This is a genomic window from Falsirhodobacter xinxiangensis (genome assembly GCF_004959935.1).
GTDB classification, from domain to species: domain Bacteria; phylum Pseudomonadota; class Alphaproteobacteria; order Rhodobacterales; family Rhodobacteraceae; genus Falsirhodobacter; species Falsirhodobacter xinxiangensis.
The window spans coordinates 1-25,770 of sequence record NZ_SMYN01000016.1 but is presented as its reverse complement, the minus strand read 5'-3'; the positions used below and the strand labels follow the sequence as shown (position 1 = coordinate 25,770).

The window sequence follows — 25,770 nt, the reverse complement described above, 5'->3', positions numbered from 1 at the left end:
ACGCACCCTGCCCTTCTGGGTGAAATGGCCGCCAGAGTGACGCGCCGCTTGAACACCGAACCCGATCGCGAATAAGGCGAGAAGGTCTGAAACACCAAATCCCATTGCATATGGGAAGGAATTTCGGACGCAATCGTCAGATCCGGGTTCAATTTCACCCGCAGGTGGCGCCGTTGGCGGACCTGTATGTTTACAGGATTGCACGGCTCCTTACAAATCCGCGAAACCAAGGATGGACCGAGACCGGGTGAGAGCCTTGTCTCGCCAATATCCTGTGTTCAACGGCGATGCAGGCGGGCCGGCACGAACAGCCGGAACGACAAAGTGTCAGCAACTGCCGTCACGATGGATTCTTTCGCCGACAGGACGCGACCGAATCCGAAACGCATTGTCATGGTCTGTCACAGCCACAGCATTGGCGGCATAGAACGGCACGTCCTCTCCTTGTCCGCCGGATTGACGGCGGCAGGCCATCGGATTGCGTTTGCCGGGCCGAAGGACGGCTGGCTTGGCCGCGCAATGGAGGCCGAAGGTCACGAAGGCATCGACATCCCGATGCATGGGATGCTCGATCCGATTTCGGCGTGGCGGCTTCGCCGGTTTGCACGAAGGTGGAATGCCGACATCCTGCATGGTCACGCCCAGCGTGGCGCGCGATATGCGCATTGGGCAGCGGACGGACGGCTTGCGATGATCGCAACCGCCCATTCCACGAATGCGTGGGTCCGGTTCAAACACGACCATCAGATCATTGCCGTATCGAACGCCGTCCGGCATTTTCTGCTGACCAAGGGCTTTGAGCAGGAAAACGTCACGGCAATTCATCTGGGTGTCCCCGACCTCGGATTGGCCGCAGCGCCGGCGCCGGGGCCGATCGCCTTGGCTCGTCCGCTGATGCTGGGTATGCTGGCAAGGCTGGAGCCAGTGAAGGGGCATGATCTGGCGTTGAAGGCGATCAATATTCTGCGGCACGTCCTGCCGGTGCGGTTGACCTTCATCGGACCGACCGACACCGAATGGGCGCGGAAGATGAAAGCGCTCACAAACGAAATGGGCCTCATGGACCACGTGATCTTTCAGGGAGAGACCGCCGATATCAAAGGCGTATTCGACCGGCTGGACGTCATGCTGGCCCCTTCGCGCCGCGAGGCGTTGAGCTTGTCGCTGATCGAGGCTGCAGCTTCGGGACGACCCAGCATCGGCACGAATGTCGGGGGCATACCCGAAGTGGTGGAGGACGACATCTCCGGCATTCTCGTCCCTGCGGAAGATCCGGAGGCCTTGGCTGCGGCCATCCTGAAGATAGGCCGCGACGATGCGATGCGCCTGCGGATGGGCCGCGCCGCACGAGAGGTTTTCGAAGGGCGCTTCACGCCCGAACGCATGATCACCGAAACCGAGCGCGCCTATGATCGCGCGATCCGGCAATGGCAAGAAAGACGATGAGCGGCATCTCCATCCTCATGTATCATCAGGTCGGCAGCTTTTCCGACATAAGGACCCACCGCGCGTCCTATTGCGACATCGGGCGCTTTCGCGCGCAAATGCGGGCGCTGCACCTTTTGCGCATTCCGGTGATCTCCATGTCCGACGCGGCCCGTGCGCTTCGGGGCGAAAGCCCCATGCCGCATCGGGCCGTGGTCCTGACCTTCGACGACGGGTGTCGGAATTTCCGCGACAACGCATTGCCCGTGCTTGAGCAATACGGATTCCCGTCGATCGTCTATGCCATTGCCGGTCTGGTCGGCGGGACCGCGGATTGGCTCGCCGAATCCGGCCACGAGACGCCGCCGCTGATGACTTGGGACGAATTGCGCGACATCAGCCGAAGGGGCGTCGAAATCGGCAGCCATTCGCTCCACCACATCCATCTGGCCGAGCATGACGCAAACGTGCAGGCCGAGCAGATGGTGCAGAGCAAGGCGCTTCTGGAACACGAACTGGGCCTACCCGTGCCGCACATGTGCTATCCCTATGGATCGCATGATCTTTTGACACTCGAAGCCGCGGAAACTGCGGGGTATTCGACAGGCGTGACATGCCAGCGCGGTGCGGCGACTGCCAAATTCGATCGCCTTGCCCTGCCGCGCAAGGCAATATCTTTCGGCGACGATACATTCGGCTTTCTGTGGAAGCTGTTCATGAAGGACGCCGCGAAGGGACAACCGGTCGCCCGGCCCCGAGGCAACGTGTCGCTGTCTTGAAACATCGCCTCGGAGCGCGAGCCGCAGTCGCGACCGAACACCCGTGACGGCAGCGACGTCGATTGCGCGCCGCGGTGTTTTTGATGGCGTCCAGCAGAACAAGAAACGCTGACCCCCTTGGCATGCGGCCCGGCCATAGGTCGGCTGGCGTTTGGAAGTCGAGGACGAAGGCGCCGGATTTCGTCTTTCAGACGAGCTGGAAGCCCTTCCAAAGTGGATCGGCATGATCCACGAAGATGGTGTTGTGCCCGATGATCCGCGCCCAGGCACCGATGCTGGGCCGGATGCCGGTGAATGGCCCGACCTTGACGATCTCCTCGACCCTGCCATCGAAATCGGTACCGATCATGCTTTCGTTGCGATAGGCGTCGCCAAGACCGAGCCGCCCTTTGCCGAACAACTGTGCCATCCGCGCCGAGGTTCCGGTCCCACCGGGAGAGCGGTCGATCGCCCTTTCGCCATAGAAGACCGCCCCGCGGCCGTCGCCACCCGATCGCGGCGCATCGCACCAGATTGCATGATGCACGCCCCGGATCGCGACGTCCTCGGGGTGGACCGGATCGATCGCTTCGGCCAATGCCCGGCGCAGACGCTGGCTCAGCGAGATGATCTCGGACACGCCCACGTCCAGCCCGCGCCAGTTCTCCTGCGGCTCCACCACGGCATAGAAGTTGCCGCCATAGGCGATGTCGACGGTCAGTGGCCCAAGCCCCTCCACCTCGACCGTCACGTCCGAAGCGTGAAGGTAGCTTGCGACGTTGAACAGCCGCACGGATTTCACGCGCCCGCCCTCCATGTCATAGGTGACGTCAACCCGACCGGCAGGCGTTTCAAGCGACAGCCGCCCGGGCACCTTCGGCACGACCAGCCCTTCCTCCAGCAGCACGGTGGAAAGGCCGATGGTGCCCGCGCCGCACATGGGAAGACAGCCGCTGACCTCGATGAACAGGATCGCCGCGTCGCAATCGTCGCGATGGGGCGGATAGATGATCGCCCCCGACATCACGTCATGGCCACGCGGCTCGAACATCAGGGCGGTGCGCATCCAGTCGTGATCGCGCATGAAGATCGCGCGGCGCTCGGCAATGGGCAGATGCGGCAGGATCGGCCCGCCACCTGCCACGACGCGCACGGGATTGCCGCAGGCGTGGCTGTCGATGCAGAAGAAAGTCTTTCTCATGTCCGTTTCCTTTGCAGGATGCCCCGTGTCACCCGGTCCAGCAGCAGCGCGACCGCGACGATGGCCAGCCCGGCGCGCAGGCCAAGGCCCATTTCCATCCGCGTCAGCCCGCGCGTCACCTCGGCCCCAAGGCCGCCCGCGCCGACAAGGCCCGCCAGAACCACCATCGCCAGCGACAGAAGGATGCACTGGTTCAGCCCCACCAGCAGCGTGGGCGTCGCCGCCGGAATCTCGATCTTGGTCAGGATCGCGCGGGGCGGCGCGCCGATGGCCGCGCCCAGTTCCTTCAGATCTTTTGGCACACCCTTGAAGGCCATCGTTGTCAGCCGCAGCATCGGTGGCACGCCATAGACGATGGTGGCGATGATGGCAGGCACGCGGCCAAGGCTGAAGATCATCACCGCCGGGATCAGATAGACCCATGGCGGCACCGTCTGCATGATGTCGAGGATCGGGCGCAGCACAGCCTCGATCCGTGGGCGGCGCGCGGCGAGGATGCCCAGCGGAAAGGCGATCAGCACCGCGACGAAGACCGCGACCGTGACAAGCGCAACGGTTTGCATCTGCGCGGGGTCGAACTTCCTGCCCGAAGAACACGTCTATCTGTATGAAACCTGCGTCGTGAACGGCGACTTCGTCAAAGGCCGCCGCATCATGTCGGCGATGCTGCCGCTGATGACCGTGCTGGAACAGGGCGGCAAGTTCATCCAATGCATCAAGCATGGCACCACGATGGCCGGCGTTCCCACCGGACCGATGCGCCCCCCGCTGAAGGGGCTGAACAAGGATGAAAAGCGCGAACTGGAACAGGTGATCGCCGTCCTGAAAACCACCATCGCGGCCATCAAGGCGGGGAACTGACATGACCGATCTTCTGACCCAATCCGAATACGAAGCCTTGGCCGCATCCATCTCGCTGCCCTCCAGCGCTTATATCGACGGCGGCTTCCGGCCCGCGAAGTCGGGCAAGACCTTCACGACGGCGAACCCCGCCACGGGCGCGCCACTGACCGAGATCGCCGCCTGCGGTGCCGAAGATGTCGATTTCGCCGTGCAAAAGGCGCGCGACGCGTTCGAGGATGGCCGTTGGTCGCGTCTTTCCCCCGGTGCGCGCAAGGAGGTGCTGCTGAAGCTGGCCAAGCTGATGGAGCGCAACGCGCATGAGCTTGCGGTTCTGGAAAGCATCGACAGCGGCAAGCCGATCTTCGACGTCGCCACGATCGACCTGCCCGAGACGATCCACACCCTGAAATGGCACGCGGAACTGATCGACAAGATCTATGATCAGGTTGCACCTTCGTCCGACGATCACATCGCGCTGGTCGTGCGCGAGGCGGTGGGCGTCGTCGGGCTGGTGCTGCCGTGGAACTTCCCGTTGCTGATGCTGGCATGGAAAATTGCACCGGCGCTGGCGGCAGGCAATTCCATCGTGCTCAAACCGGCCGCCGAGACGACGCTGACCGCGCTGCGCGTGGCCGAGCTTGCCACCGAGGCGGGCCTGCCGGCGGGCGTTCTGAACATCGTCACCGGATCGGGCGCCAATGTCGGCGAGCCGCTGGGCCGTCATCCCGACGTGGACATGGTCTCCTTCACCGGATCGACGGCGACGGGCCGGAGGTTCCTGACCTATTCCGCCGAATCCAACCTCAAGGAAGTCGTGCTTGAGCTGGGCGGCAAGAACCCCTGCATCGTGCTGGACGATGCCGAGGATCTGGACACCGTCGCCGCCCATGTCGTCCAGGGCGCGTTCTGGAACATGGGCGAGAACTGTTCGGCCGCATCGCGCCTGATCGTCCAGAAAGGCATCAAGGACAAGCTTCTGGACCGCGTGAAGGCCCATGCCCGCGAATGGAACATGGGCGAGCCGCTGGACCCTTCGGTCCGCGTCGGCGCGCTGGTGTCGAAATCGCATTACGACAAGGTCGCCTCCTATCTGGAGATCGCGAAGACCGCGACCGTCCATATGGGCGGCACCGCCAATGGCACCCATGTGGAGCCGACCATCGTCGAGGTTCCATCGAACGATCACCAACTGGCGCGCGAGGAAATCTTCGGCCCCGTCCTGACCGTGATCGAGGTCGCCAGCTTCGAGGAAGCGATCCGCACCGCCAACGACACCGAATACGGCCTTGCCGCGTCGATCTTCACCGCGAATGCCAAACGCGCCATCCGCGGCGCGCGGATGCTGCGGGCGGGCACTGTCACGGTGAACTCGTTCGGGGAAGGCGACATCTCCACGCCCTTCGGCGGCTACAAACAGTCGGGCTTCGGCGGGCGGGACAATTCGATCCACGCGCATGATCAATATACGCAGCTCAAGACCATCTGGATCGACCTGAACGATTCCGAACCGGCCAGCATCGACTGACGATCCGGGCCGGGCGAACCCCGGCCCTTTTCCCACCTGAGGTTACGATGTCCCGGACCATCCGCGCGAAACGCCTGCAGAAGCTTGCCGGCCCCGCCGCGTGGGAGGCGATCCTGCCCCCCCGCACCGCCATGCCCCCGCTTGAAACCGCCACCCGCGCCGACTTCGCCATCATCGGCGGCGGCTTCGCCGGGCTTTCCGCAGCCCGCCGCTTGTTGGAGCTGGCACCCCACGCCAGGATCGCGGTCATCGATGCGGGCCAGATCGCCCAAGGTTCGGCGGGCCGAAACTCGGGCTTCATGATCGATCTGCCGCACGAGTTGACCTCCGAGGATTACGCGGGCGAAAATTCCAGTTCGGACAGCGAACTGATCCGCATGAACCGCCACGCCATCGCCTTCGCAGCAGCGGCGGTTGACGAATACGGCATCCCGTCCGGCTATTTCCGCCGCGACGGCAAGGTGAACGGCGCCGCCAGCACCGCGGCGCATGACCGCAATACCGCCTATGCCAAGCATTTGGACAAGCTTGGCGAGGGTAACGAGATTCTCGATGCGCAAGGCATGAAGGAATTGACCGGGTCGTCGCATTACCGTTCGGGGCTGTTCACCCCCGGCACGGTGATGATCCAGCCCGCCGGATATATCCGCGGGCTGCTGGCAGGTCTGTCCCCGCGCATCGCCGTCCATGAGAACAGCCCGGTCACCGAACTGGTCCGGCTGGATGACGGCTGGTCCGTCCGCACGGCCAAGGGCCGGATCGACGCGGGTACGGTCATCCTTGCCAATAACGGGCATCTGGAAAGCTTCGGCTTCGGCGCGGGCCGGTTGCTGCACATCTTCCTGTTCGCCACCATGACCGAGGAACTGGACCCTGCCCGCATCGGCGGCACGGGCAACTGGGGCGTCACCCCGTCCGACCCGATGGGCACGACGATGCGCCGCATCTCGACCCCGCAGGGCGGCAACCGCATCGTGACCCGCACTATGGCCAAGATGCTGCCGGAAATGGTCACGACCCCCGGCCACATGCGCCGCGCCACCGCCATGATGCGCGAGAAGTTCGACACCCGCTTTCCGCAGCTTGCCGGAGCGGCGATGCAATATGCCTGGGCGGGGCATCTGTGCCTGTCGAACAACAACGTCTCCATCGCCGGACGGCTGGACGACGGGCTTTACGCCGCTGCCGTCTGCAACGGCCTTGGCACCACGCGCAGCACGCTGGCAGGCATCGCCGCCGCCGAGGCAGCGCTGGGCCATGCAACCGACGTCACCCACTTCTTCGCCGCACAGGCCCCGCCGACCAAGCTTCCTCCCGCACCCCTTGCCAAACTTGGCGCGAACATATTCATTCGGTGGAAGGAATGGCGCGCACATAACGAATGACAGCCAAGGGCAAGGACATCTTCAAGGACCGCATACGTCCCCGGTCGGTCGACATGGTCAACCGCCCCCCCAAACGGCGGCACCTGCCCTCGCTCGGGTCCTTCGCCACATTCGAGGTGGCCGCCAAACATCTGAGCTTCACGCTTGCGGCAAGCGAGCTTCATGTCACCCAAGCCGCGATCAGCCAGCATATCCGCGGCCTTGAGAAATCGCTGAACTGCCAGCTTTTCCTGCGCAAGCACAACAGCATGGAGTTGACCGCCGAAGGGCGGCTTCTGCTTCAGGCCGTCACCCACGGGCTCGACCGGCTCAGCGATGCGATCGCGCAGGTCGGACAAGGCGGGGACGAACGGACGATCACCCTGTCGGGGACCTATGCCGGGATGTCGAACTTCGTGAAGCCGCTGGTCGATGCGTATCGCGCCGACCATCCGCACATCCAGTTCACGCTTCTCGCCTCGGACGAAAACGACCACCTTCAGGATTTCGAGGAGGTCGACATCGCCATCGTCTGCGGGAACGAGCGGTCCGAGATCGGCGACCATCTGACGCCCCTGTTCTCGGAAATCGTCGATCCCGTCTGCTCGCCAGACTATCTGGCCGCCCATGGCCCTTTCGACGGCCCCAAGGATCTGCTGCGCGCCGATATCATGGAACTGCACCGCTTCCACTGGAGCTCCGAAGCCATCGGCTGGTATCCCCTGCGCTGGTCGGACTGGTTCCACCACCATGCCGGAGAGATCGATGCCCCGGTACCCGCCTTCATGACCAACAGCTATGGCATGCTGGTGCAATCGGCGATTGCCGGGCAAGGGGTGATCCTTGGCTGGCGGCACCACGTCTACAAGCCGCTGGAAGACGGGCAGCTTGTCAGGATCTTCGATCTGCCGTTGAATTCAGGCCGCAACTATTACCTGAAGCTGAAGCCCCGCGCGCGGCAGAAGCCGCATATCACGGCCTTCGTCGATTATCTGAAGGCCGCGATCGACGCCATCCCGATGCTGCACGACTAGCGCAGCACCTTGTTCTTGGTTTCCGGCGCAAGCAGGATCGACAGAACCAACCCCAAAGCCGGCAGCACCGACATGATGATCATCGCCGCCGAGGCCCCCATCGTCTCCAGCAGCAGCGGCAGGGCATAGACCGCGGCCGCCGCCGAAATCCGCGAAACCGCCGCCGAGAAACCGACCCCCGTCGCACGAAGCCGCGTGTCGAAAATCTCGGGGGGATAGACAAACTGGATGTTGTTGGCCGCAGGCGCGACGAACATGTAGGTGCCGAACAGCGCGACCACCACCCAAAGCGGCGCGGTGGGGAACAGCCCGATGGCCAGCAGCACCGCGAACATTACCGCAAATGTCCAGATCACGAAGCCGCGCCGCGACAGGATGGCCAGAAGCACGACGCCGAAGACGGCGCCCAGAATCTGCACCACGTTCAGCGATAGATCCACCATCAGCCCATCCTCGATCCCCAGCCCGACGAAGACCGGGGTGATGAAGGTGAAGATGGCGAAGAACGGTCCGACCTGACAGAACCAGAACAGCCCGGAATAGATGTGCTGCCAGCGATCCTTGTGGCTGAAGACCTCGCGCAGCGTTGCGTTGCTTTGCTGCGTCGCCATCGAGGGCAGATCGAACTCCGGCCCGAAATGGCGGTCGACGATCTCGCGCGCCTCGGCGATGCGGCCCTGCGCCTTCAGCCACATCGGGCTTTCCGGCAAGCGCAGGCGGATCAGGAACACGGCAAGCGCGGGGATCGCGCTGCTGGCCAGCAGGAGCCGCCAGTCCGATCCGTCATAGATCGACCCGACAAGGAAGGCGATCGTGAACCCCGCCTGCCACGCGACCGAGATCATGCCCAGCAGCATCCCCCTGCCCTTGCGACGCGAAAACTCGGCCAGGACCGAGCTGCCGACGGCATATTCGACGCCGATGGCAAGGCCCAGCGCAAGGCGTAACGCGACCAGCTGCCAGACCCCGGTGACGAAAAGCTGCAGGATCGACAGGATGACGAAGGAAAACAGGTTCCACGCAAAGACAGGCCTGCGCCCGTAACGGTCGGCAAGGTTGCCGAAGATCAACCCGCCCACGAACACCCCGATCAAGGCGCTGGATGCGATGAGCCCTTGGCTCAGCGCCGAAAGCGCAACTCCCCCTGCGCGATGGCCAGGGCCGGGCCGACGATGCCCAACACATAGCCATCCAGCGCCGCCCCACCCAGGACAGCAGCGGCGGCCAGCAGATGAATCGCCCGGAACGGCGCCCCGTCCAGGCTGTTCCCATCCTGACTGGCGAATGAAACCATGAACCCCTCCCCGTGATTCCCGCTTCAGCATTCCGGCAGGTTCACCGCGATGCCGCCTTGCGACGTTTCCTTGTATTTCAGGCTCATGTCGCGCCCGGTCTCCAGCATCACGCGGATGCAGTTGTCCAGCGGCATGAAATGCGTGCCGTCCCCCCGCAGCGCGAGACTGGCCGCCGACACCGCCTTGATCGCGCCAAGCGCGTTGCGTTCGATGCACGGCACCTGCACCAGCCCTGCCGCCGGGTCGCAGGTCATTCCCAGATGATGTTCCAGCGCGATTTCGGCGGCATTCTCGACCTGTTCGTTCGTGCCGCCCAGCGCGGCACAAAGCCCCGCCGCCGCCATCGCCGCGGCCGATCCGACCTCGCCCTGACAGCCGACCTCGGCCCCCGAGATCGAGGCGTTGTGCTTGATGATCCCGCCCACGGCGGCGGACACGAGGATCAGATCGCGCAGCCCCTCGCGGCTGGCACCGACGCAATGGTCAAGGTAATATCGGATGACCGCAGGCACCACGCCCGCCGCCCCGTTCGTCGGCGCGGTCACGACGCGCCCGCCAGCCGCGTTTTCCTCGTTGACGGCCATGGCATAGACGCTCATCCAGTCGTTGGCCTGATGCGGCTGGGCAAGATTGCGGCCCCGTTCGGCGACAAGCTGTTCGTGGATCGCCCGCGCACGGCGGCGCACCTTCAACCCGCCGGGCAGGATGCCGTCTTGCGACAGCCCGCGATCCATGCAGCCTTCCATCACCGACCACAGCCGGTCCAGCCCCGCATCCAGATCCGCGCGCCCTTCGTTCGCGCTTTTCATCTGGGCGACGGTCTTGCCCGACGCCGCGCCCATCGCCAGCATCTCGCGGGCCGAAGCGAAGGGATACGGCACCTCGCGCATCCCCTTGAGCGCGGTCCCGGCCTGCATTTCGGCCTCGGTCAGAACGAAACCGCCACCGACCGAATAATAAGTCTGGCGGTGATAGGTGTTCCCCGCCGCGTCGAAGGCCCGCAGCACCATGCCATTGGCGTGCAAGGGAAGCGGGGCGTCATAGTCGAAGACCAGATCGGTCGCGGGGTCGAAACGCAGCGCATCCAGCCCCTCGGGGCGGACGATCCCGCTGTCACGCACCTCCGCCTCGATGCTTTCGGCGCGGTCCGGGTCCAGCGTTTCCGGCATCAGACCGCAAAAGCCAAGGATCACCGCCCGATCCGTCGCATGGCCCTTGCCGGTGAAGGCCAGAGAGCCATGCAGTGTCGCGCCAAGGGCGTGCAGCTTGCCCGCCCCCGGGATCTTCTCCACCCCTCCGCGCAGATCGTCCAGGAATCGCGCGGCAGCGACCATCGGCCCCATCGTATGCGATGACGAAGGGCCGATGCCGATCTTGTAGATGTCGAAGACCGACAGGAACATTTCAGGCCCCGTAGATCGGGAATGCGTCGCACAGCTTGCGAACCTCGGCCCGGACTTCGGCTTCGACCGCCTCGTCGCCATTCGCGTCGATCACACGCAGGATCAGCTCGCCGATCTTGCGGAACTCGGCCTCGCCGAAGCCGCGCGTCGTGCCGGCCGAGGTGCCAAGCCGGATGCCGGAGGTCACGAACGGCTTCTCGGGATCGTTGGGGATCGAGTTCTTGTTGCAGGTCAGCCGCGCCCGTTCCAGCGCGATTTCCGTGGCCTTGCCCGTCACGCCCTTCGGCCGCAGATCGACCAGAACCATGTGGCAGTCCGTCCCGCCCGACACGATGCCCAGACCGCCCGCGATCAGCACTTCGGACAAGGCGCGGGCGTTGGCGATGACCTGCCGGCCGTAATCCTTGAACTCGGGCTGAAGCGCCTCGCCGAAGGCCACGGCTTTGGCGGCGATCACATGCATCAGCGGGCCACCCTGATTGCCGGGGAACACGGCGCTGTTGATCTTTTTCGCCAGCGCCTCGTCATTGGTCAGGATCACGCCGCCGCGCGGGCCGCGCAGGGTCTTGTGCGTGGTCGAGGTGGTCACATGCGCGTGGGGCACAGGGTTCGGGTAATGCCCGCCCGCGACCAGGCCCGCGTAATGGGCCATGTCCACCATCAGAAAGGCGCCCACCTCGTCCGCGATCCTGCGGAAACCGGCAAAGTCGATCTGGCGCGGATAGGCCGAAGCGCCCGCGACGATCAGCTTCGGCTTCGTTTCCAGCGCCTTTTGCCGCACCTTTTCCATGTCGATCAGGTGGGTTTCGGCGTCCACCTCATAGGAGACCACGTCGAACCATTTCCCCGACATGGTAACGGGCGATCCATGCGTCAGATGCCCGCCATGCGCGAGGCTCAGCCCCATGATCCGGTCGCCCGGTTGCAGCAGCGCAAGGAACACCGCCTGATTGGCTTGCGCGCCCGAATGCGGCTGGACGTTGGCATATTCCGCGCCGAACAGCTTCTTGAGCCGATCGATCGCCACCTCCTCGACCTTGTCCACGAATTCGCAGCCGCCGTAATAGCGTTTGCCGGGATAGCCTTCGGCGTATTTGTTGGTCAGCACCGACCCCTGCGCCGCCATCACGCTGGCCGAGACGATGTTCTCGGATGCGATCAGTTCGATCTGGTTCTTCTGGCGGTGCAGCTCCTCGGCGATGGCATTCGCGATCACGGCATCCGAGATGCCGGCTTTGGGCAGACGGTCGAACATGTATATCCCTTTCAGGCGGCTTCGGCCGCAAGCTCGCGGCAGCCGGTTTCGAACAGGTGCAGAAGATGCGGGGCAAAGCTGTGCCAGACGTCCATACGGAAACGGTCCGGCGCATCGCGCCACAGGATGACGGTCGCACCGTCGCAGACGGTCCGGCGGCCCTCGCCCACCGGGATGCTGTCGATGTCGCGCGCGCAGCCCAAGGTCAGCAGTTCCGCGGCGCGCGGCCCTTCGATCAGCAGCGTGATCTCGCGCCCCGACACATCGGTCAGACTGTGCGGATGACCCTCATAGATGGCGGCGCAGGCGGCGACGATGGGCACGATATCGTCCGCGTGCAGCATCCATTCATCGGGACCAAGGCAGATCGCGCCCGCATTGCGCTGGCCAATCCGCGTCGGCAGCGTCATGCCGAGCGCCGCGTCCAGCGCCGACAGATCACCCCGGGCGCGCAGGGAAAGCCGGCCCATCGGTGCGGCCAGACTGACCGTGGCCGCCGTGCTCGTCGCAAGGACGCCAGGCACGAAAGAGGAAACAGCTTTGTTCATCTCATCCTCACAGCTTCAAGCGGGCGTTTTCGGGATCGACGAAGACGGCCCCGGTAATCTTGGCGGCGATGGTGCGGTCGGGCATGGGGATGTGGACGGTCTGGCCCATCCGGTCATGCCCGCCTTCGACCAGCGCCAGCGCGATGGGCTGGCCCACGGCGTCCGACAGATACGAGGACGTCACATGCCCCACCATCTTCATAGGGATCGGCTGGTCCGGATCGAAGACGATCTGCGCCCCCTCCTCCAGCCGCGAGCGGTCCTCGGTCAGCAGGCCGACCAATTGCTTGCGCCCCTTGGCCACCAGATCGGGACGGGCCATGCCGCGCTTGCCGACGAAATCGGGTTTCTTCGCGCCGATGGCCCAGGACATGCCCGCATCATGCGGCGTGACCGTGCCGTCCGTATCCTGACCGACGATGATATAGCCCTTTTCCGCGCGCAGAACGTGCATGGTTTCCGTGCCATAGGCGGTGATGCCGTATTGCTGGCCCGCCTTCCACAGCACCTCCCACAATGCGCGGCCCATCGGCGCGGGGACATTGACTTCGAACCCGATCTCACCGGTGAAGCTGACGCGGAACAGGCGCGCGGGCATTCCGGCCACGGTGCATTCCACGCAGGACATATGCGGGAACGCCTCGTCCGTCAGGTCCACGCCCTCGACCAACGGGGCCAGCAGCTTGGCCGCGTGCGGCCCGTTCAGCGCGATGGTGGACCATTGTTCCGTCACCGAGGTCAGCCAGACGTTCAGGTCCGGCCATTCGGTCTGGAGGTAATCCTCCATCATGTTCAGAACCCGCGCCGCGCCGCCCGTGGTGGTGGTCACGTGGAAACGGTCCTGCGACATGCGCCCGATCACGCCGTCGTCGCGGATATACCCATCCTCGCCCAGCAGCAGACCGTAGCGGCAGCGGCCCGGCTTCAGACCCGCCCAGGGGTTGGTATACATGCGGTTCATGAACTCGGTCGCGTCCGGCCCCACGACTTCGATCTTGCCGAGGGTCGAGGCGTCGAAGATCCCCACCCCCGCGCGCACCGACCTGCATTCGCGCAGGACGGCGGCGTCCATCGTCTCGCCTGTTTTCGGGAAATACCACGCGCGGCGCCACTGGCCGACCGGCTCGAACACCGCGCCATTCTCGGCGGCCCAGCTGTCGATCTGCGTCTTGCGCGTCACCTCGAAATGCGTCCCGCGATGGTACCCGGCGAATGCCCCGAAGCTGGTCGGCGTATAGGGCGGGCGGAAGGTCGTCAGCCCCACCTCGGGCTGGCGGCGGTTCAGCGCGTCGGCGGCGATGTTCAGCCCGTTGATGTTGGACAGTTTGCCCTGATCGGTCGCCATGCCGTTGGTGGTATAGCGTTTGACATGCTCGATGGACGACATCCCCTCGCGCACGGCAAGCCGCAGATCCTTGGCGGTGACGTCGTTCTGGTAATCGACGAAGGCTTTGGCACGTCCGGCGTTCAGGTCGGTGGGCAGTTCCACCTGCGACACACCGCTGCCCGTGCGGTCATGCTCGACCGTCGGCGCGGTGCCGCCAAACGCCGCAGCGCCCGCGCGCAGCGCGGCCTCGATCCCCCAAGCGCCCGCACTCGCGCCGACGATCACGCAATCCTCGGGCGTCGCGGCGGGCAGGAACGTCGTTCGGCCCGCATCCCATGTCAGCTTGCCTTGGGTGTGGGAAAACAGATGCAGCGACGGCGTCCAACCGCCCGACATCAGCAGCGCGTCGCAGGCGATCTCGACCCTCGCGCCGACCTTTCCGGGACTGGTCGGGTTCACGCGCACCGACCTGATCCGCAGCCGCCCCGAGGTCGCCGTGACGGTGTGCGACAGCTTCACCGGAATGCCCAGCAACTTCGCCTCGGCCAGCAGATCGTCCCGCACCGTGCCGCGCAGATCGACGATGGCCTGCACCTTCGCGCCCGCCTTTTGCAGATCGAAGGCCGCATACCACGCGCTGTCATGGCTGGTGACGACGACAGGCATCTTGCCGACCAGCACACCGTAACGGTTCAAATAGGTCTGCGCCGAACCCGCCAGCATGACGCCCGGACGGTCGTTGCCGTTGAACACCAGCGGCTTTTCCAGCGCGCCTTGCGCCAAAATCACCTGCTTCGCCCGCACCCGCCACAGCCGTTCGCGAGGCGTATCGGCGGGCAGCGTCGGCAGGTGGTCCGTCAAGCGCTCGCACAGCCCGACCATGTTCTGGTGGTAATAGGCGATGGCGGTCGTCCGCGTCATCACCTTGACGCCCGCCGCCTTCAATGCCGCCAGTTCCGATGCCAGCCAGTCCCACGCGGGCACACCGTCGATCACCGCCTGCGGTTCCGACAAAAGCGTCCCGCCCGCCTCGGCATTCTCGTCCACCAGCACGACGCGTTGGCCCGCAGCCGCCTTTGCCGCCGCGATGCCCGCAGGCCCTGCCCCCACGATCAGCACATCGCAATGCAGGTTGCGCGAGGCATAGGTGTCGGGGTCTTCCTCGGTCGGGGAAACGCCCAGACCTGCCGCCGCGCGGATGAACGGCTCATAGACCTTGTGCCAGAAATTCTTCGGCCACATGAAGGTCTTGTAGTAGAACCCCGCCGAAAACATCATGTAGGCGGCATCGTTCACCGCGCCGATGTCGAATTTCAGGCTGGGATACTTGTTCTGCGAATTGGTCTGCAGGCCCTGCCAGATTTCCTGCACGGTGGCGCGGGTGTTCGGCTCGTAACGTCCCGGTCCGCGGCGGGTGCCGATCAGCGCGTTCGGCTCCTCGGACCCCGCGGCGACGGGGCCGCGCGGACGGTGATACTTGAACGAACGGCCCATCAGATGCACGCCATTCGCCAGCAGCGCGGAGGCAACGGTATCGCCCTTTCCGCCACGAAACGTCTTGCCGTCGAAGGTGAATTCGACCGGCTGCGACAGGTCCACCCGACCTTTTCCCGGAACGCGCGTCATTTCAGGCTCTCCAGATCCGGGCGTGGCTCGCCCGCCTTGTAGGTGGTCAGGAACTTGTCGGTCACGGTGTCGCGCACGGCGTTGAAATACCGCGCGCAGCCATGCAGGTGGCGCCAGCGTTCATAATGCGGCCCCTTGGGGTTCCGGCGGATGAACATGAAGGTTTCCCACTGCTCATCGGTCTGGGCCGAAGGGTCCAAGGGACGCACGATATGCGCCTCTCCGGCATAGGTGAATTCGGCCTCGGGCAGGGTCTCGTCGCAATAGGGACAATGGATCAGCAGCATGGGAACCTCAATGCGCGACGGCGGCGGCGGCGGCTTCGTCGATCAGGCGGCCCGTGCGGAACCGCTCCATCGTGAAGGGGGCGTTGATGGGGTGCGGTTCGTCCTTGGCGATGGTCCAAGCGAATGTGTGGGCAGCACCCGGCGTCGCCTTGAACCCGCCCGTGCCCCAACCGCAGTTGACATACAGACCGCCGACGGGAGTTTTGGAGATGATGGCCGAACGGTCCGGCGTCACGTCCACGATCCCGCCCCATTTGCGCAGCATCCGCATGCGGTTGAAAATCGGGAACACCTCGGTGATCGCCGCGATGGTATGCTCGATCAGCGGCAGGCCCCCGCGCTGGCTGTAGCTGGTGTATTGGTCGGTGCCCGAACCGATCACCAATTCGCCCTTGTCGGACTGGCTGATATAGGCATGGACCGCATTCGACATCACGACGCAGGGGAAGATCGGCTTCACCGGTTCGGACACCAGCGCCTGCAGCGGATAGCTTTCAAGCGGCAGGTTGACCCCCGCCGTCTGCATCACGACCGAAGTGTGGCCGGCGGCGGACACCCCGACCTTCCTGGCCTTGATGAACCCCTTCGAAGTCTCCACCCCCGCGACCGACCCGTCGGGATTGCGGCGAATGGCAGTGACGGCGCAGTTCTGGATGATGTCGACGCCCCGAGCCGCCGCGCCGCGGGCATAGCCCCACGCCACAGCATCGTGCCGCGCCGTCCCCGCGCGTTCCTGAAGCGCACCGCCCATGACGGGATACCGCGCATCGCGAGAGGTGTTCAGGCAGGGAACGAATTCCTTGCATTCCTCGGTCGTCAGCCAGCGATTGTCGACGCCGTTCAGCCGGTTGGAATGGATATGCCGCTTGAAGCTCTGGACGTCATGCACCGTATGGGCCAGCATCAGGCAGCCCCGGCGCGAATACATGACGTTGTAGTTCAGCTCCTGGCTCAGGTTCTCCCACAGATCGACCGAGTGATCGAACAGCCGCGCGCTTTCGTCGTAAAGATAGTTCGACCGGATGATGGTCGTGTTCCGGCCCGTGTTCCCACCGCCCAGCCAGCCCTTGTCGATCACCGCGACATTGGTGATGCCATGCTGGCTGGAAAGGTAGTAGGCCGCACCCAGACCATGCCCGCCCGCGCCAACGATGATCACATCATACTCAGCTTTCGGCTGGCTGTCGGGCCATTGCTTCGACCAGTTCTTATGGCCGCTAAGGCTATGTTTCAAAAGCGATAATGCGCTGAATCTGGACATGTGCAACCGCCGGTTCGAGAGGACTGGACGGAAATGTAAAAGTTTGATGTTATGCCTGAAGGGACTTTTGCGCCACGTCGTTTGAAAGTTTGCGTCATGACGATCTCATCGCCCAACACCAGAAAACGCCTGCGCGTCGGCTTCCTTCTGGCCGACCGCTTCACCCTTTCCGCCTTTGCCAACTTCGTCGACGTGCTGCGGCTGGCGGCGGACGATGCCGACAAATCGCGCCCCATCCTGTGCGACTGGGCCGTGCTGTCGGACGACATGGCGCCCATCCGGTCAAGCTGCGGGGTCAAGGTGCAGCCCGACACGCGCCTGCGCCACGCAGGCGATTACGACTACCTCGTCGTCGTCGGAGGGCTGATCGACGATCAGGTCGCGCTCAGCGCCGAGATGCTGGCCTATCTACGCGCTTCGGCGCTTCGGGGCATGTCGCTGGTTGGTCTTTGCACAGGGGTGTTCATCCTTCAGCAGGCGGACCTGCTCCGGGGCTATCGCTGCTGCGTAAGCTGGTTCCACCATCAGGATTTCGTTGACAGGTTCGAAAACGAGATGCCGGTGGGCGATCAGCTTTTCGTGGTGGATCGCAACCGGCTGACCTGTTCGGGCAGCCACGGGGCCGCGCATTTGTCGGCCTATCTGATCCAGAAGCATATCGGCCGCCCTGCCGCGATCAAGAGCCTGAACATCATGATGATCGACGACGCACTCAGCGGCGAGCGTCCGCAGCCCGGTGCCCAGATCACCGCGACAATCACGGATGCCGTCGTGAAACGCGCGATCCTTCGGATGCAGCAGAATATCGAGGCCCCGAAATCCATCGACGAACTGGCGAATGAGCTTGGCATCGGTCGCCGCACCCTGGAGCGTCGTTTCGACGCGGCGTTGAAGCAATCGCCCCTGCGCATCTATACCGGGCTGCGGATCGACCGGGCGATGCAGCGCCTGCGCTCGACGACCGATTCGACGACGGACATCGCCCTCGCCTGCGGCTTCTGCGACGCGGGGCATCTGGCGCGGACCATGAAAACGGAACGGGGCGTCACGCCCACCGCGTATCGTCAGGCCTATTTGCGCCCCGACTTGGCTATGGCCTGACTTTCATGCGAAAGACGCTTTGACCACCGGCATCGCCCGGCGAACCAAGAGGCACCATGACCGCGACGATAACCATGCTGGCTGGAATGCCTGTCCTGTTCGTGATGGCCGCAGAGGCGGAATACGGCCCTGCACTGCGTGCGCGGATCACCCCGCTCATGACCGGCGTCGGCCCGGTCGAAGGGGCGGTGGCCTTGGCGGCAGCTTTGGCCGGGATGCCGAAACGCCCGCGATTGGTGGTTTCCTTGGGATCTGCCGGCTCGCGCACCCTGATGCAGGCGGAAGTCTATCAGGTCTCCGGCGTCGCCTACCGGGACATGGATGCCTCGCCCTTGGGATTCGCGCGGGGGCACACGCCGTTTCTGGATCTGCCGGCCCGCATCGATCTGCCATACCGCATACCCGGGCTGCCGACCGCCAGCCTCTCCACCGGTGCCAATATCGTCAGCGGTGCGGCCTATGACCAGATCACCGAGGACATGGTGGATATGGAGACCTTCGCCCACCTGCGCGCTGCCGCGCTGTTCGGCGTTCCGCTGATCGGGCTGCGCGGCATCTCGGACGGCGCCGACGATTTGCGCCAGCTGACGGATTGGACGCAATACCTGCACGTGATCGACGAGCGGCTTGCCACGGCAGTCGATGCGCTGGGCACCGCGATCGAAAGCGACGCGCTCGATCTCCAAGACGCGTGACTTCCCACGCCGCCGCGACCGCCGCTTCCAATGATGGCAACAGGCGGGTGGTCATTCTGCCCACTTGCCCACACATCCCGTTTTGCCCACATTCCGTTCAGGCAAATGACGAGCGGCACGATGGCACATCCCACAGAAGAAGATCAGACCCCGCCCAAATCGCTGCGGCAACGGGCCGTCTGGTTGGCGATCTTCTGTTTCGTCGGCCTCTCGGTGCTCGCCTCGATCATCATGGCACTCAGGATGATGTCACTGTAAACAATGGTCGCCATGACTTGCAAAGGTGATCTTGAACTGAAGCTTATTCCGGGCATCTGAGCCGATAAGCCAAGATAGTCGCAGCCGGCAAATTGCAGGGAACATAACCCCCATACTGCTCCCCCGTAAGGAACCTGCACCGGTTCCGTTCGCGTCAGACGGTCATGTTGGGCGGCCTTCTGTTCGAAGGCTTAGGGTGATTTCCATCCGACTGCCGAGTGTTTCAGAAGCCGTTGATGTATTGGAATCTGGCGATCTCGACGTCACGCCGGACGTGCCAGTCGCGGCGCCAGACCACTTCAGCCTTCAGCGATTTCAAGAAGCTTTCGACGGCGGAATTATCAGAGCAATTGTGGGTGAGCAGTCTTTTCTGGTCGAGCGACGAGCAGATGAAGCGACTCGAGCCGTTCTTGACGATTTTCAACGTCAACGTCCCGGTGCCGGCGAAATACTGGAACAGGAAGGCCAACCCCGCCGGACCGATCAAACAGGACAATACGCGGCTGGTCTCCATCCGCTCGGCCGGGGTGGTGCCGGTTGCTTCGGGCGGTTCGGGTTCGACCAGCAGTTCGGGATCGACGAAAACCTCCTCGCCCTTCTTCGGCATCATCATGCGATTGACCAGCGGCACGGCGATGAACAGGTTGTAGGCCGCGAAGATCGTCCGGTCCGTCGGGATGATGCCGATGATCTGCTTGAACGGATGCCCCGACGTTGCGATGGCCAGCGGCACCGACCCGGCAAGGCCGCCATGCCAGACGATGAACCCGGAATATGCAGAGGTGACCAGCAACCGGTAATCCACCCGCACCTTGCGGGCGATCGCCTTGTCGAACAGCACGCCCACCACCAGCCCGAAGCCCCAGTTGATCCAGCTTGCCGTCAGCGACACTAAGCTGACCAGAAGGATCGCGGAACCCGGCGATTCCGCCAAACGCTCCAGCACGCGGCGCACCAGCGGGGTCGCGGCATCATGTAGCCCGTCACCAACACCAGCAGCATCTGCATCGCAAAGGGCAGAAGCTCCCAGAACCCCGCACCCCGCATCCCGACCACGGCCACGGGGCTGTGCCCTTAGATGCCCATTGCCGCCGCCATGATGACGAGCGTCAGGATGACGACGAAGATATAGGGGTCGGGCAGCCAGCATCGACCAGCCGCACAAGCGGGCGCGAGATGAAGTTGAGCATGTATCCTCCTCGATATCCTAGGAAACCACGGTGCTGCCAAAGACCGGACATATCTGGAAAAAACGCCCACCATCCCTTGCCGGGTTGAGGGTGGGCGGCATCTCCTGTAGGCAGTGCCGCTTCATCCGCGCTTTCGTCACCGGCCCGCTTTTGCGGGATCGATGCCTCGCGCGCCAAAAAAAGGACGGATTTTTGACCGATAAACCCGCGGTCCCGATCGACCCCGCTTCGCCCGATGCGATCCCTGCACCGGAAGGGGCGACCCAGATCATCGACACCGAATACGAGATCGGGCAGGACAATATCAGCTATCGCCGCCGCTTCGTGTTTGAGCTGGACATCCACAACGTCGTCTTCAGCGTCTCGGCGATCGGTGTGGTCGCCTTCACCCTGCTGACGCTGATGTTCCAGAACACGCTGGGACCGTTGTTCGCGGACCTGCGCGACTTCATGACCGGAAGCCTCGACTGGTTCTTCATGATCACCGCCAACATCTTCGTGCTGCTTTGCCTTGCGCTGATCGTGCTGCCGCTGGGCCGCATTCGTCTGGGCGGGCCGGATGCGACGCCGGATTACAGCTTCCTGTCGTGGCTTTCGATGCTGTTCGCGGCGGGGATGGGCATCGGGCTGATGTTCTATGGCGTGGCCGAGCCGATGGGCAATTACACGGCCGCTTTCGACGGGCCGGTGATCGGCGCGGACGGTGTGCGGACCGACTGGGCACCGCTGGACGGATTTGCGGGTGATGCCGAGGGCGCGCGGCGGCTGGCCATGGCGGCCACCATCTTCCACTGGGCGCTGCACCCGTGGTCGATCTATGCCATCGTCGCGCTTTCGCTGGCGCTGTTCGCCTTCAACAAGGGGCTGCCGCTGACCCTGCGCTCGGTCTTCTATCCGATCTTCGGCGAAAAGGTCTGGGGCTGGCCGGGGCATGTCATCGACATCCTTGCCGTCTTCGCGACGATCTTCGGCCTTTCCACATCGCTCGGCTTCGGCGCGCAGCAAGCGAGCGCGGGCCTGCATTTCCTGTTCGGCTTTTCGGACAGCCTTGGCGCGATGATATTCCTGATCATCGTCATCACGGGGATCGCAACGGCTTCGGTCGTTGCAGGCATGGACAAGGGCGTGAAGCTGCTGTCCGAGATCAACATGGCGCTGGCGGTTCTGCTGCTGGTGTTCATCATCGCAGTCGGCCCGACGCTCCAGATCGCTACCGGCTTCTTCAAGAACCTGCTTGCCTATGCCGAATATCTGCCGGCGCTGTCCAATCCCTTCGGGCGTGACGACGACAACTTCCGTCAGGGCTGGACGGCCTTCTACTGGGCGTGGTGGATCAGCTGGTCGCCTTTCGTCGGCATGTTCATCGCCCGCGTCAGCCGCGGTCGCACGGTGCGGCAATTCCTGATCGCCGTCCTGCTGATCCCGTCGGTCGTGTCGACCCTGTGGATGACATCGCTGGGCGGCACTGCGATCAGCCAGGTCGTGAACGAGGGTCTGACTTCGGTGCAGGATGCCGCGCTGGAGCTGCAACTGTTCGAGATGCTCGCCCATCTGCCGCTGTCGTGGCTGACCTCGTTGATCGGGATCGTGCTGGTGATCGTGTTCTTCGTCACCTCGTCCGACTCCGGCTCGCTGGTGATCGACACGATCAGCGCGGGCGGCAAGATGAACGCCCCGGTGCCGCAACGGGTCTTCTGGGCGACGTTCGAGGGATTGGTCGCCATCGCGCTTCTGCTGGGCGGGGGATTGGCGGCGCTTCAGGCGATGGCCGTCTCGACGGGCTTTCCATTCGCGCTCGTGCTGCTCGTCTCCTGCTTTGCGCTGGTGAAGGGATTGGTGGCCGAGCCGCGGTGACCGCCCTACCTTGACATTCCCCGCTCGCGCCGCCGTGATGCGCCGCAATCATAGGCAACAGCGGGGACAGTCATGGACAATCTTGAAGCGTTTCTGGGAACCATAGGGGGGATCGTCTGGGGTCCCTTCATGCTGATCCCGCTTTTGCTCGGCACCGGCATCTACCTGACGGCGCGGCTGGGCGGGATCCAGTTCCTGCGGCTAGGCGCGGCGCTGCGGCTTGGCCTCATCAAGCGCAAGGATGACGATGCCGAGGGTGACATCTCGCAGTTCCAGGCGCTGACGACGGCGATGGCGGCGACGGTCGGCACCGGCAACATCGTCGGCGTCGCGACTGCAATCGGTATCGGTGGGCCGGGTGCGCTGTTCTGGATGTGGGTGACCGCGCTGCTGGGCATGGCGTCCAAATATTCCGAAGCCTTCCTCGGCGTGCGCTTTCGCACCACCGACACGGCGGGCGAAAAATCGGGCGGGCCGCAGTATTATCTGGAGCGCGGCATTCCCGGCGCCTTTGGTAACTTCCTTGCGCTGGCCTTCGCGATCTTCGCCTTCTGCGCGTCCTTCGGCATCGGCAACATGACGCAGGGCAACTCCATCGCGTCGAACCTCGAACGCAGCTTTGCGGTGCCCACATGGGCCACGGGCGCGGTTCTGGCGGGGATGACGCTGCTGGTGCTGGTCGGCGGGATCAAATCCATCGGAAAGGTCACGGCGGGCTTCGTTCCGGCGATGATCCTGTTCTATGTGCTGGGCGCACTGTATATCCTTGGCGCCAACATCACCGCGGTTCCCGCCGCCCTTGCCGAGGTGTTCGGGCAAGCCTTCACCGGCACCTCCGCCGCAGGGGGCTTCGTCGGGTCCACCATCATGATCGCGGTGCAGTTCGGCGTGGCGCGGGGCATCTTCTCCAACGAATCCGGCATGGGGTCCGCGGCCATCGCCGCCGCCTCGGCGCAGACGACGCATCCGGTGCGGCAGGGTCTGGTGTCGATGACGCAGACCTTCATCGACACGATCATCGTGGTCAGCTGCACCGGCCTCGTGATCGTCACCACCGGCGTCTGGAAGCAAACCGATCCCGCAACGGGCGAGCAGATCTCGGCCGCGATCATGACGGGCGAGGCGTTCACCCACGGGCTGCCCGGTCAGTGGGGCCACTGGATCGTGACCGTCGGGCTGGTGCTGTTCGCCTATTCCACCATCCTCGGCTGGGCCTATTACGGCGAGCGGAACGTGGAGCGGCTGTTCGGCCGCAGCCTTGTGATGCCGTTCCGCGTCCTGTTCTCGCTGGTCGTGTTCTTCGGCTGCACCGTGCAGCTTGGCGTCGTGTGGAACTTCTCGGACGTGATGAACGGGCTGATGGCGATCCCGAACCTGATCGGCCTGCTGATCCTGTCGGGACTGATCGCGCGGGAAACCCGCCACTATCTTCGCCACGATCCGAAGCTGGAAGCCAGCCGGGCCGAGATCGAGGCCTTCATGCAGGGCCAGCCGGGATGGCAGGAGTGGAAGGACAGCGAGCGTTCGATCCACCACTGAACACGAAGGGCCCCCGAGGGGCCCTTTTTTATTGACCCTCCGGCCCGTGTCGCTACTTTCAGGCCCGAGGCGTGTGCTGCGTGCGCCCAGGGCTTTTTCCTGATTACGGAGACCGAACCAACCTTTTTCGAAGGGAACGCAGAGCCATGTCCAACGCCAAACGGGGCAATCCCACCTTTCGCCGCTTTCTGGACAGCGAGGCGTCGGGCGGCCTCCTCCTGATGGGGGTCGCCGCGCTGGCGATCCTGACGGCAAATTCGCCGCTGGCACCGTCCTATTTTTCGGCGCTTCACGCCTATATCGGGCCGCTCAGCCTGTCGCACGGGATCAACGACGCGCTGATGGCGGTGTTCTTCCTGATGGTAGGGCTGGAGATCAAGCGCGAGATGACGGACGGGCAATTGTCCACATGGCCGCGCCGCATCTTGCCGGGGGTCGCGGCCATCGGCGGCATGGCGATCCCTGCGCTGATCTATGTGGCGTTCAACATGGGCAATCCGGCGGCGCTGCGCGGTTGGGCGATTCCGTCGGCGACAGACATCGCTTTTGCGCTCGGGGTCTTGTCGCTCTTGGGGCCTCGGGTTCCGGCCTCGCTCAAGGTGTTTCTGGCAGCGCTTGCGATCATCGACGATCTGGGCGCGGTCATCGTGATCGCGCTGTTCTAAACTGCCGATCTGTCGCTGCCCGATCTCATGGGCGCCGTGGTCGTGATCCTTCTGCTTGTGGCGCTGAACCTGCGGCGGGTGGGAAATCTTTCACCCTATCTTCTGCTGGGCCTCGTCCTGTGGGTGCTGGTGCTGCGTTCGGGCATCCATGCGACGCTGGCCGGAGTGATCCTTGCGCTGACCATTCCGATCAAGCTTACGCCCTCGGCCCCCGAGGCATCGCCGAAGGAGTCGCCCCTGCACCGGCTGGAGCACGCGCTGCACAAGCCGGTCGCCTTTCTGGTCGTGCCGATTTTCGGCTTCGCCAATGCAGGCGTATCCTTTGCCGGCGTGACCCTCGCTGTGCTGACCGAGCCGTTGACGCTGGGCGTCGCGGCGGGCCTCGTGCTGGGCAAGCTGGTCGGCGTCTTTGGCGCTGTGGTTCTGATGGTTCGGACCGGGCTGGCCGACCTGCCGGCGGCGGCAAGCTGGGCGCAGGTGCTCGGCGTGTCGCTGCTCTGCGGGATCGGCTTCACCATGAGCCTGTTCATCGGCCTTCTGGCCTTCGACGATCCCGCGATGCAGGACCGCGTGAAGTTCGGCATCCTTGCCGGGTCGCTGATCGCCGGAACCGCCGGATACGCCATCCTGCGCGCCAGCCGCCGGGAGCGGCTGCCGGGCGCGCAGAGCCGCGCTTGACAGGTGAACGGTTCGAGGTCGATACGTCATTAGCGCCGCTCTGGATGACGATCTTGCCCACACCGCACTAACGCCGGTCGCAAAGTTGGATAGGACATTTTCGACGTTCGCTGAAGCGCCGCGGCAACCCTCACTTCGACGAATTTGCGGGACTCGGGGTGGGGCCTTCCGTCGTCATGAATCGCTTCGGATTGCCTTTCGCGGGCAATCGTCATGTCGATCTTTGCGGAGATAGGTTGTGTGCCGCAGCTGCTGAATGGCTAGGTCGAGCGGGGAGGTAGACAGCGACGTCCCGGCCGATCTGCCGAGCAGATGAATGCGCCCGAGCGGGGGAACCGCCAACTGCGCCCCCACCTCAGATCAAGCGCGAAGGCGCGCTGCCGCTTCGCGTCAATAAAGAGATACTCGCGTGAACGCCGTGGGGAAGCTTTTTGGGACAGCGCATCACCGATGATGGGCGTCGCTGCACGTCGCAATGTAAGGCGCGGTCCGTTGAGGGAAGCCGAACAATCGCTGGAAGAAGCCGGAATCCTCCGGGAGAAGCGCGAGGTTGAGGTGTTCGTTCGGATGGTCGGCCGTAGGGAGGCCGCCGAAATCCATGAAGTCAGTGAGCTACTCCCCGATCCTTGGACAGATTT

The 25,770-nt window shown here is 64.1% G+C and carries 20 protein-coding genes and 4 pseudogenes; 12 read left to right on the top strand and 12 right to left on the bottom strand.

The annotated features are described in order from the left end of the window. The first annotated feature begins 186 nt into the window (after positions 1-186). Together E2K76_RS15780 and E2K76_RS15775 are read left to right on the top strand one after the other, a co-directional pair. A complete protein-coding gene (locus tag E2K76_RS15780) occupies positions 187-1,446 on the top strand; it encodes a glycosyltransferase family 4 protein (RefSeq protein WP_136685414.1) in 1,260 nt (419 codons plus the stop codon). Then, a complete protein-coding gene (locus E2K76_RS15775) occupies positions 1,443-2,204 on the top strand; it encodes a polysaccharide deacetylase family protein (RefSeq protein ID WP_136685413.1) in 762 nt (253 codons plus the stop codon). The genes E2K76_RS15780 and E2K76_RS15775 overlap by 4 nt, the downstream gene beginning before the upstream one ends. Before the next feature lie 187 nt (positions 2,205-2,391). On the opposite strand, the gene E2K76_RS15770 is transcribed toward E2K76_RS15775, so the two are convergent. After that, on the bottom strand, positions 2,392-3,384 hold the full coding sequence (locus E2K76_RS15770; RefSeq protein ID WP_136685412.1) for a 4-hydroxyproline epimerase: 993 nt from the start codon (positions 3,382-3,384) through the stop codon (positions 2,392-2,394). Continuing rightward, on the bottom strand, positions 3,381-3,947 hold the full coding sequence (locus tag E2K76_RS15765) for an ABC transporter permease (RefSeq protein WP_246032986.1): 567 nt from the start codon (positions 3,945-3,947) through the stop codon (positions 3,381-3,383). The genes E2K76_RS15770 and E2K76_RS15765 overlap by 4 nt, the downstream gene beginning before the upstream one ends. On the opposite strand from E2K76_RS15765, the pseudogene E2K76_RS15760 reads away from it, so the two are divergent. From E2K76_RS15760 to E2K76_RS15745, 4 genes and pseudogenes are all read left to right on the top strand, one after another. Beyond that, positions 3,946-4,245: pseudogene (locus tag E2K76_RS15760) on the top strand (dihydrodipicolinate synthase family protein); the annotation flags it as partial. The gene E2K76_RS15765 and the pseudogene E2K76_RS15760 overlap by 2 nt on opposite strands. 1 nt (position 4,246) lies before the next feature. Then, entirely contained in the window at positions 4,247-5,752 is a 1,506-nt protein-coding gene (locus E2K76_RS15755) for an aldehyde dehydrogenase (protein ID WP_136685410.1), read from the top strand. Between the two features lie 47 nt (positions 5,753-5,799). Further along, positions 5,800-7,137, top strand: coding sequence for an NAD(P)/FAD-dependent oxidoreductase (locus E2K76_RS15750; RefSeq protein WP_136685409.1), 1,338 nt, complete (start codon positions 5,800-5,802; stop codon positions 7,135-7,137). Next, positions 7,134-8,150, top strand: a complete 1,017-nt coding sequence (locus tag E2K76_RS15745) for a LysR substrate-binding domain-containing protein (protein ID WP_220432268.1) — start codon at positions 7,134-7,136, stop codon at positions 8,148-8,150. Before E2K76_RS15750 ends, E2K76_RS15745 begins: the two co-directional genes overlap by 4 nt. Here E2K76_RS15745 and E2K76_RS15740 read toward each other — a convergent pair. Genes E2K76_RS15740 through E2K76_RS15710 form a run of 8 tightly spaced genes read right to left on the bottom strand, consistent with a single transcriptional unit; the run spans position 8,147 to position 17,152 of the window. Beyond that, on the bottom strand, positions 8,147-9,274 hold the full coding sequence (locus E2K76_RS15740; protein ID WP_342773649.1) for an MFS transporter: 1,128 nt from the start codon (positions 9,272-9,274) through the stop codon (positions 8,147-8,149). The two genes, E2K76_RS15745 and E2K76_RS15740, sit on opposite strands and share 4 nt — an antisense overlap. Next, complete coding sequence (locus E2K76_RS20875) at positions 9,271-9,444, bottom strand: hypothetical protein (RefSeq protein ID WP_246032993.1); 174 nt, start codon at positions 9,442-9,444, stop codon at positions 9,271-9,273. Before E2K76_RS20875 ends, E2K76_RS15740 begins: the two co-directional genes overlap by 4 nt. Before the next feature lie 24 nt (positions 9,445-9,468). Further along, a complete protein-coding gene (locus tag E2K76_RS15735; RefSeq protein ID WP_136685408.1) occupies positions 9,469-10,848 on the bottom strand; it encodes an L-serine ammonia-lyase in 1,380 nt (459 codons plus the stop codon). Between the two features lies 1 nt (position 10,849). After that, on the bottom strand, positions 10,850-12,103 hold the full coding sequence (gene glyA, locus E2K76_RS15730) for a serine hydroxymethyltransferase (RefSeq protein ID WP_136685407.1): 1,254 nt from the start codon (positions 12,101-12,103) through the stop codon (positions 10,850-10,852). A gap of 11 nt (positions 12,104-12,114) precedes the next feature. After that, positions 12,115-12,651 carry a sarcosine oxidase subunit gamma gene (locus tag E2K76_RS15725; protein WP_136685406.1) on the bottom strand — a complete coding sequence of 179 codons (537 nt, stop codon included), beginning with the start codon at positions 12,649-12,651 and terminating at the stop codon, positions 12,115-12,117. Positions 12,652-12,658: 7 nt separating this feature from the next. Further along, the gene (locus E2K76_RS15720; RefSeq protein WP_136685405.1) at positions 12,659-15,604 is read right to left on the bottom strand and encodes a sarcosine oxidase subunit alpha; all 2,946 of its coding nucleotides are present in this window, start codon (positions 15,602-15,604) and stop codon (positions 12,659-12,661) included. Continuing rightward, positions 15,601-15,891, bottom strand: a complete 291-nt coding sequence (locus tag E2K76_RS15715; RefSeq protein ID WP_136685404.1) for a sarcosine oxidase subunit delta — start codon at positions 15,889-15,891, stop codon at positions 15,601-15,603. The genes E2K76_RS15720 and E2K76_RS15715 overlap by 4 nt, the downstream gene beginning before the upstream one ends. 7 nt (positions 15,892-15,898) lie before the next feature. Then, positions 15,899-17,152, bottom strand: a complete 1,254-nt coding sequence (locus tag E2K76_RS15710; RefSeq protein WP_136685403.1) for a sarcosine oxidase subunit beta family protein — start codon at positions 17,150-17,152, stop codon at positions 15,899-15,901. A 96-nt stretch (positions 17,153-17,248) separates the two neighbouring features. Between E2K76_RS15710 and E2K76_RS15705 the strand changes: the two genes are divergently transcribed. The 3 genes from E2K76_RS15705 to E2K76_RS20405 all read left to right on the top strand — a co-directional run bounded on the left by E2K76_RS15705 (position 17,249) and on the right by E2K76_RS20405 (position 19,206). Then, positions 17,249-18,253 carry a GlxA family transcriptional regulator gene (locus tag E2K76_RS15705; RefSeq protein WP_136685402.1) on the top strand — a complete coding sequence of 335 codons (1,005 nt, stop codon included), beginning with the start codon at positions 17,249-17,251 and terminating at the stop codon, positions 18,251-18,253. Between the two features lie 56 nt (positions 18,254-18,309). Then, complete coding sequence (locus E2K76_RS15700; protein WP_136685401.1) at positions 18,310-18,948, top strand: 5'-methylthioadenosine/S-adenosylhomocysteine nucleosidase; 639 nt, start codon at positions 18,310-18,312, stop codon at positions 18,946-18,948. A 120-nt stretch (positions 18,949-19,068) separates the two neighbouring features. Next, entirely contained in the window at positions 19,069-19,206 is a 138-nt protein-coding gene (locus E2K76_RS20405; protein ID WP_169053338.1) for a hypothetical protein, read from the top strand. A gap of 191 nt (positions 19,207-19,397) precedes the next feature. On the opposite strand, the pseudogene E2K76_RS15695 reads toward E2K76_RS20405, so the two are convergent. After that, positions 19,398-19,594 (bottom strand): annotated as a pseudogene (locus tag E2K76_RS15695) (IS3-like element IS1133 family transposase); the annotation flags it as partial. 84 nt (positions 19,595-19,678) lie between these two features. Continuing rightward, positions 19,679-20,356: pseudogene (locus E2K76_RS15690) on the bottom strand (TIGR00366 family protein); the annotation flags it as partial. A gap of 232 nt (positions 20,357-20,588) precedes the next feature. Here E2K76_RS15690 and E2K76_RS15685 point away from each other — a divergent pair. The 3 genes and pseudogenes from E2K76_RS15685 (at position 20,589) to nhaA (ending at position 25,132) form a co-directional block, all read left to right on the top strand. Next, entirely contained in the window at positions 20,589-22,250 is a 1,662-nt protein-coding gene (locus E2K76_RS15685) for a BCCT family transporter (protein ID WP_136685400.1), read from the top strand. 72 nt (positions 22,251-22,322) lie between these two features. Beyond that, complete coding sequence (locus tag E2K76_RS15680; protein WP_136685399.1) at positions 22,323-23,789, top strand: alanine/glycine:cation symporter family protein; 1,467 nt, start codon at positions 22,323-22,325, stop codon at positions 23,787-23,789. Between the two features lie 146 nt (positions 23,790-23,935). Further along, positions 23,936-25,132: pseudogene (gene nhaA, locus E2K76_RS15675) on the top strand (Na+/H+ antiporter NhaA). Positions 25,133-25,770 lie beyond the last annotated feature (638 nt).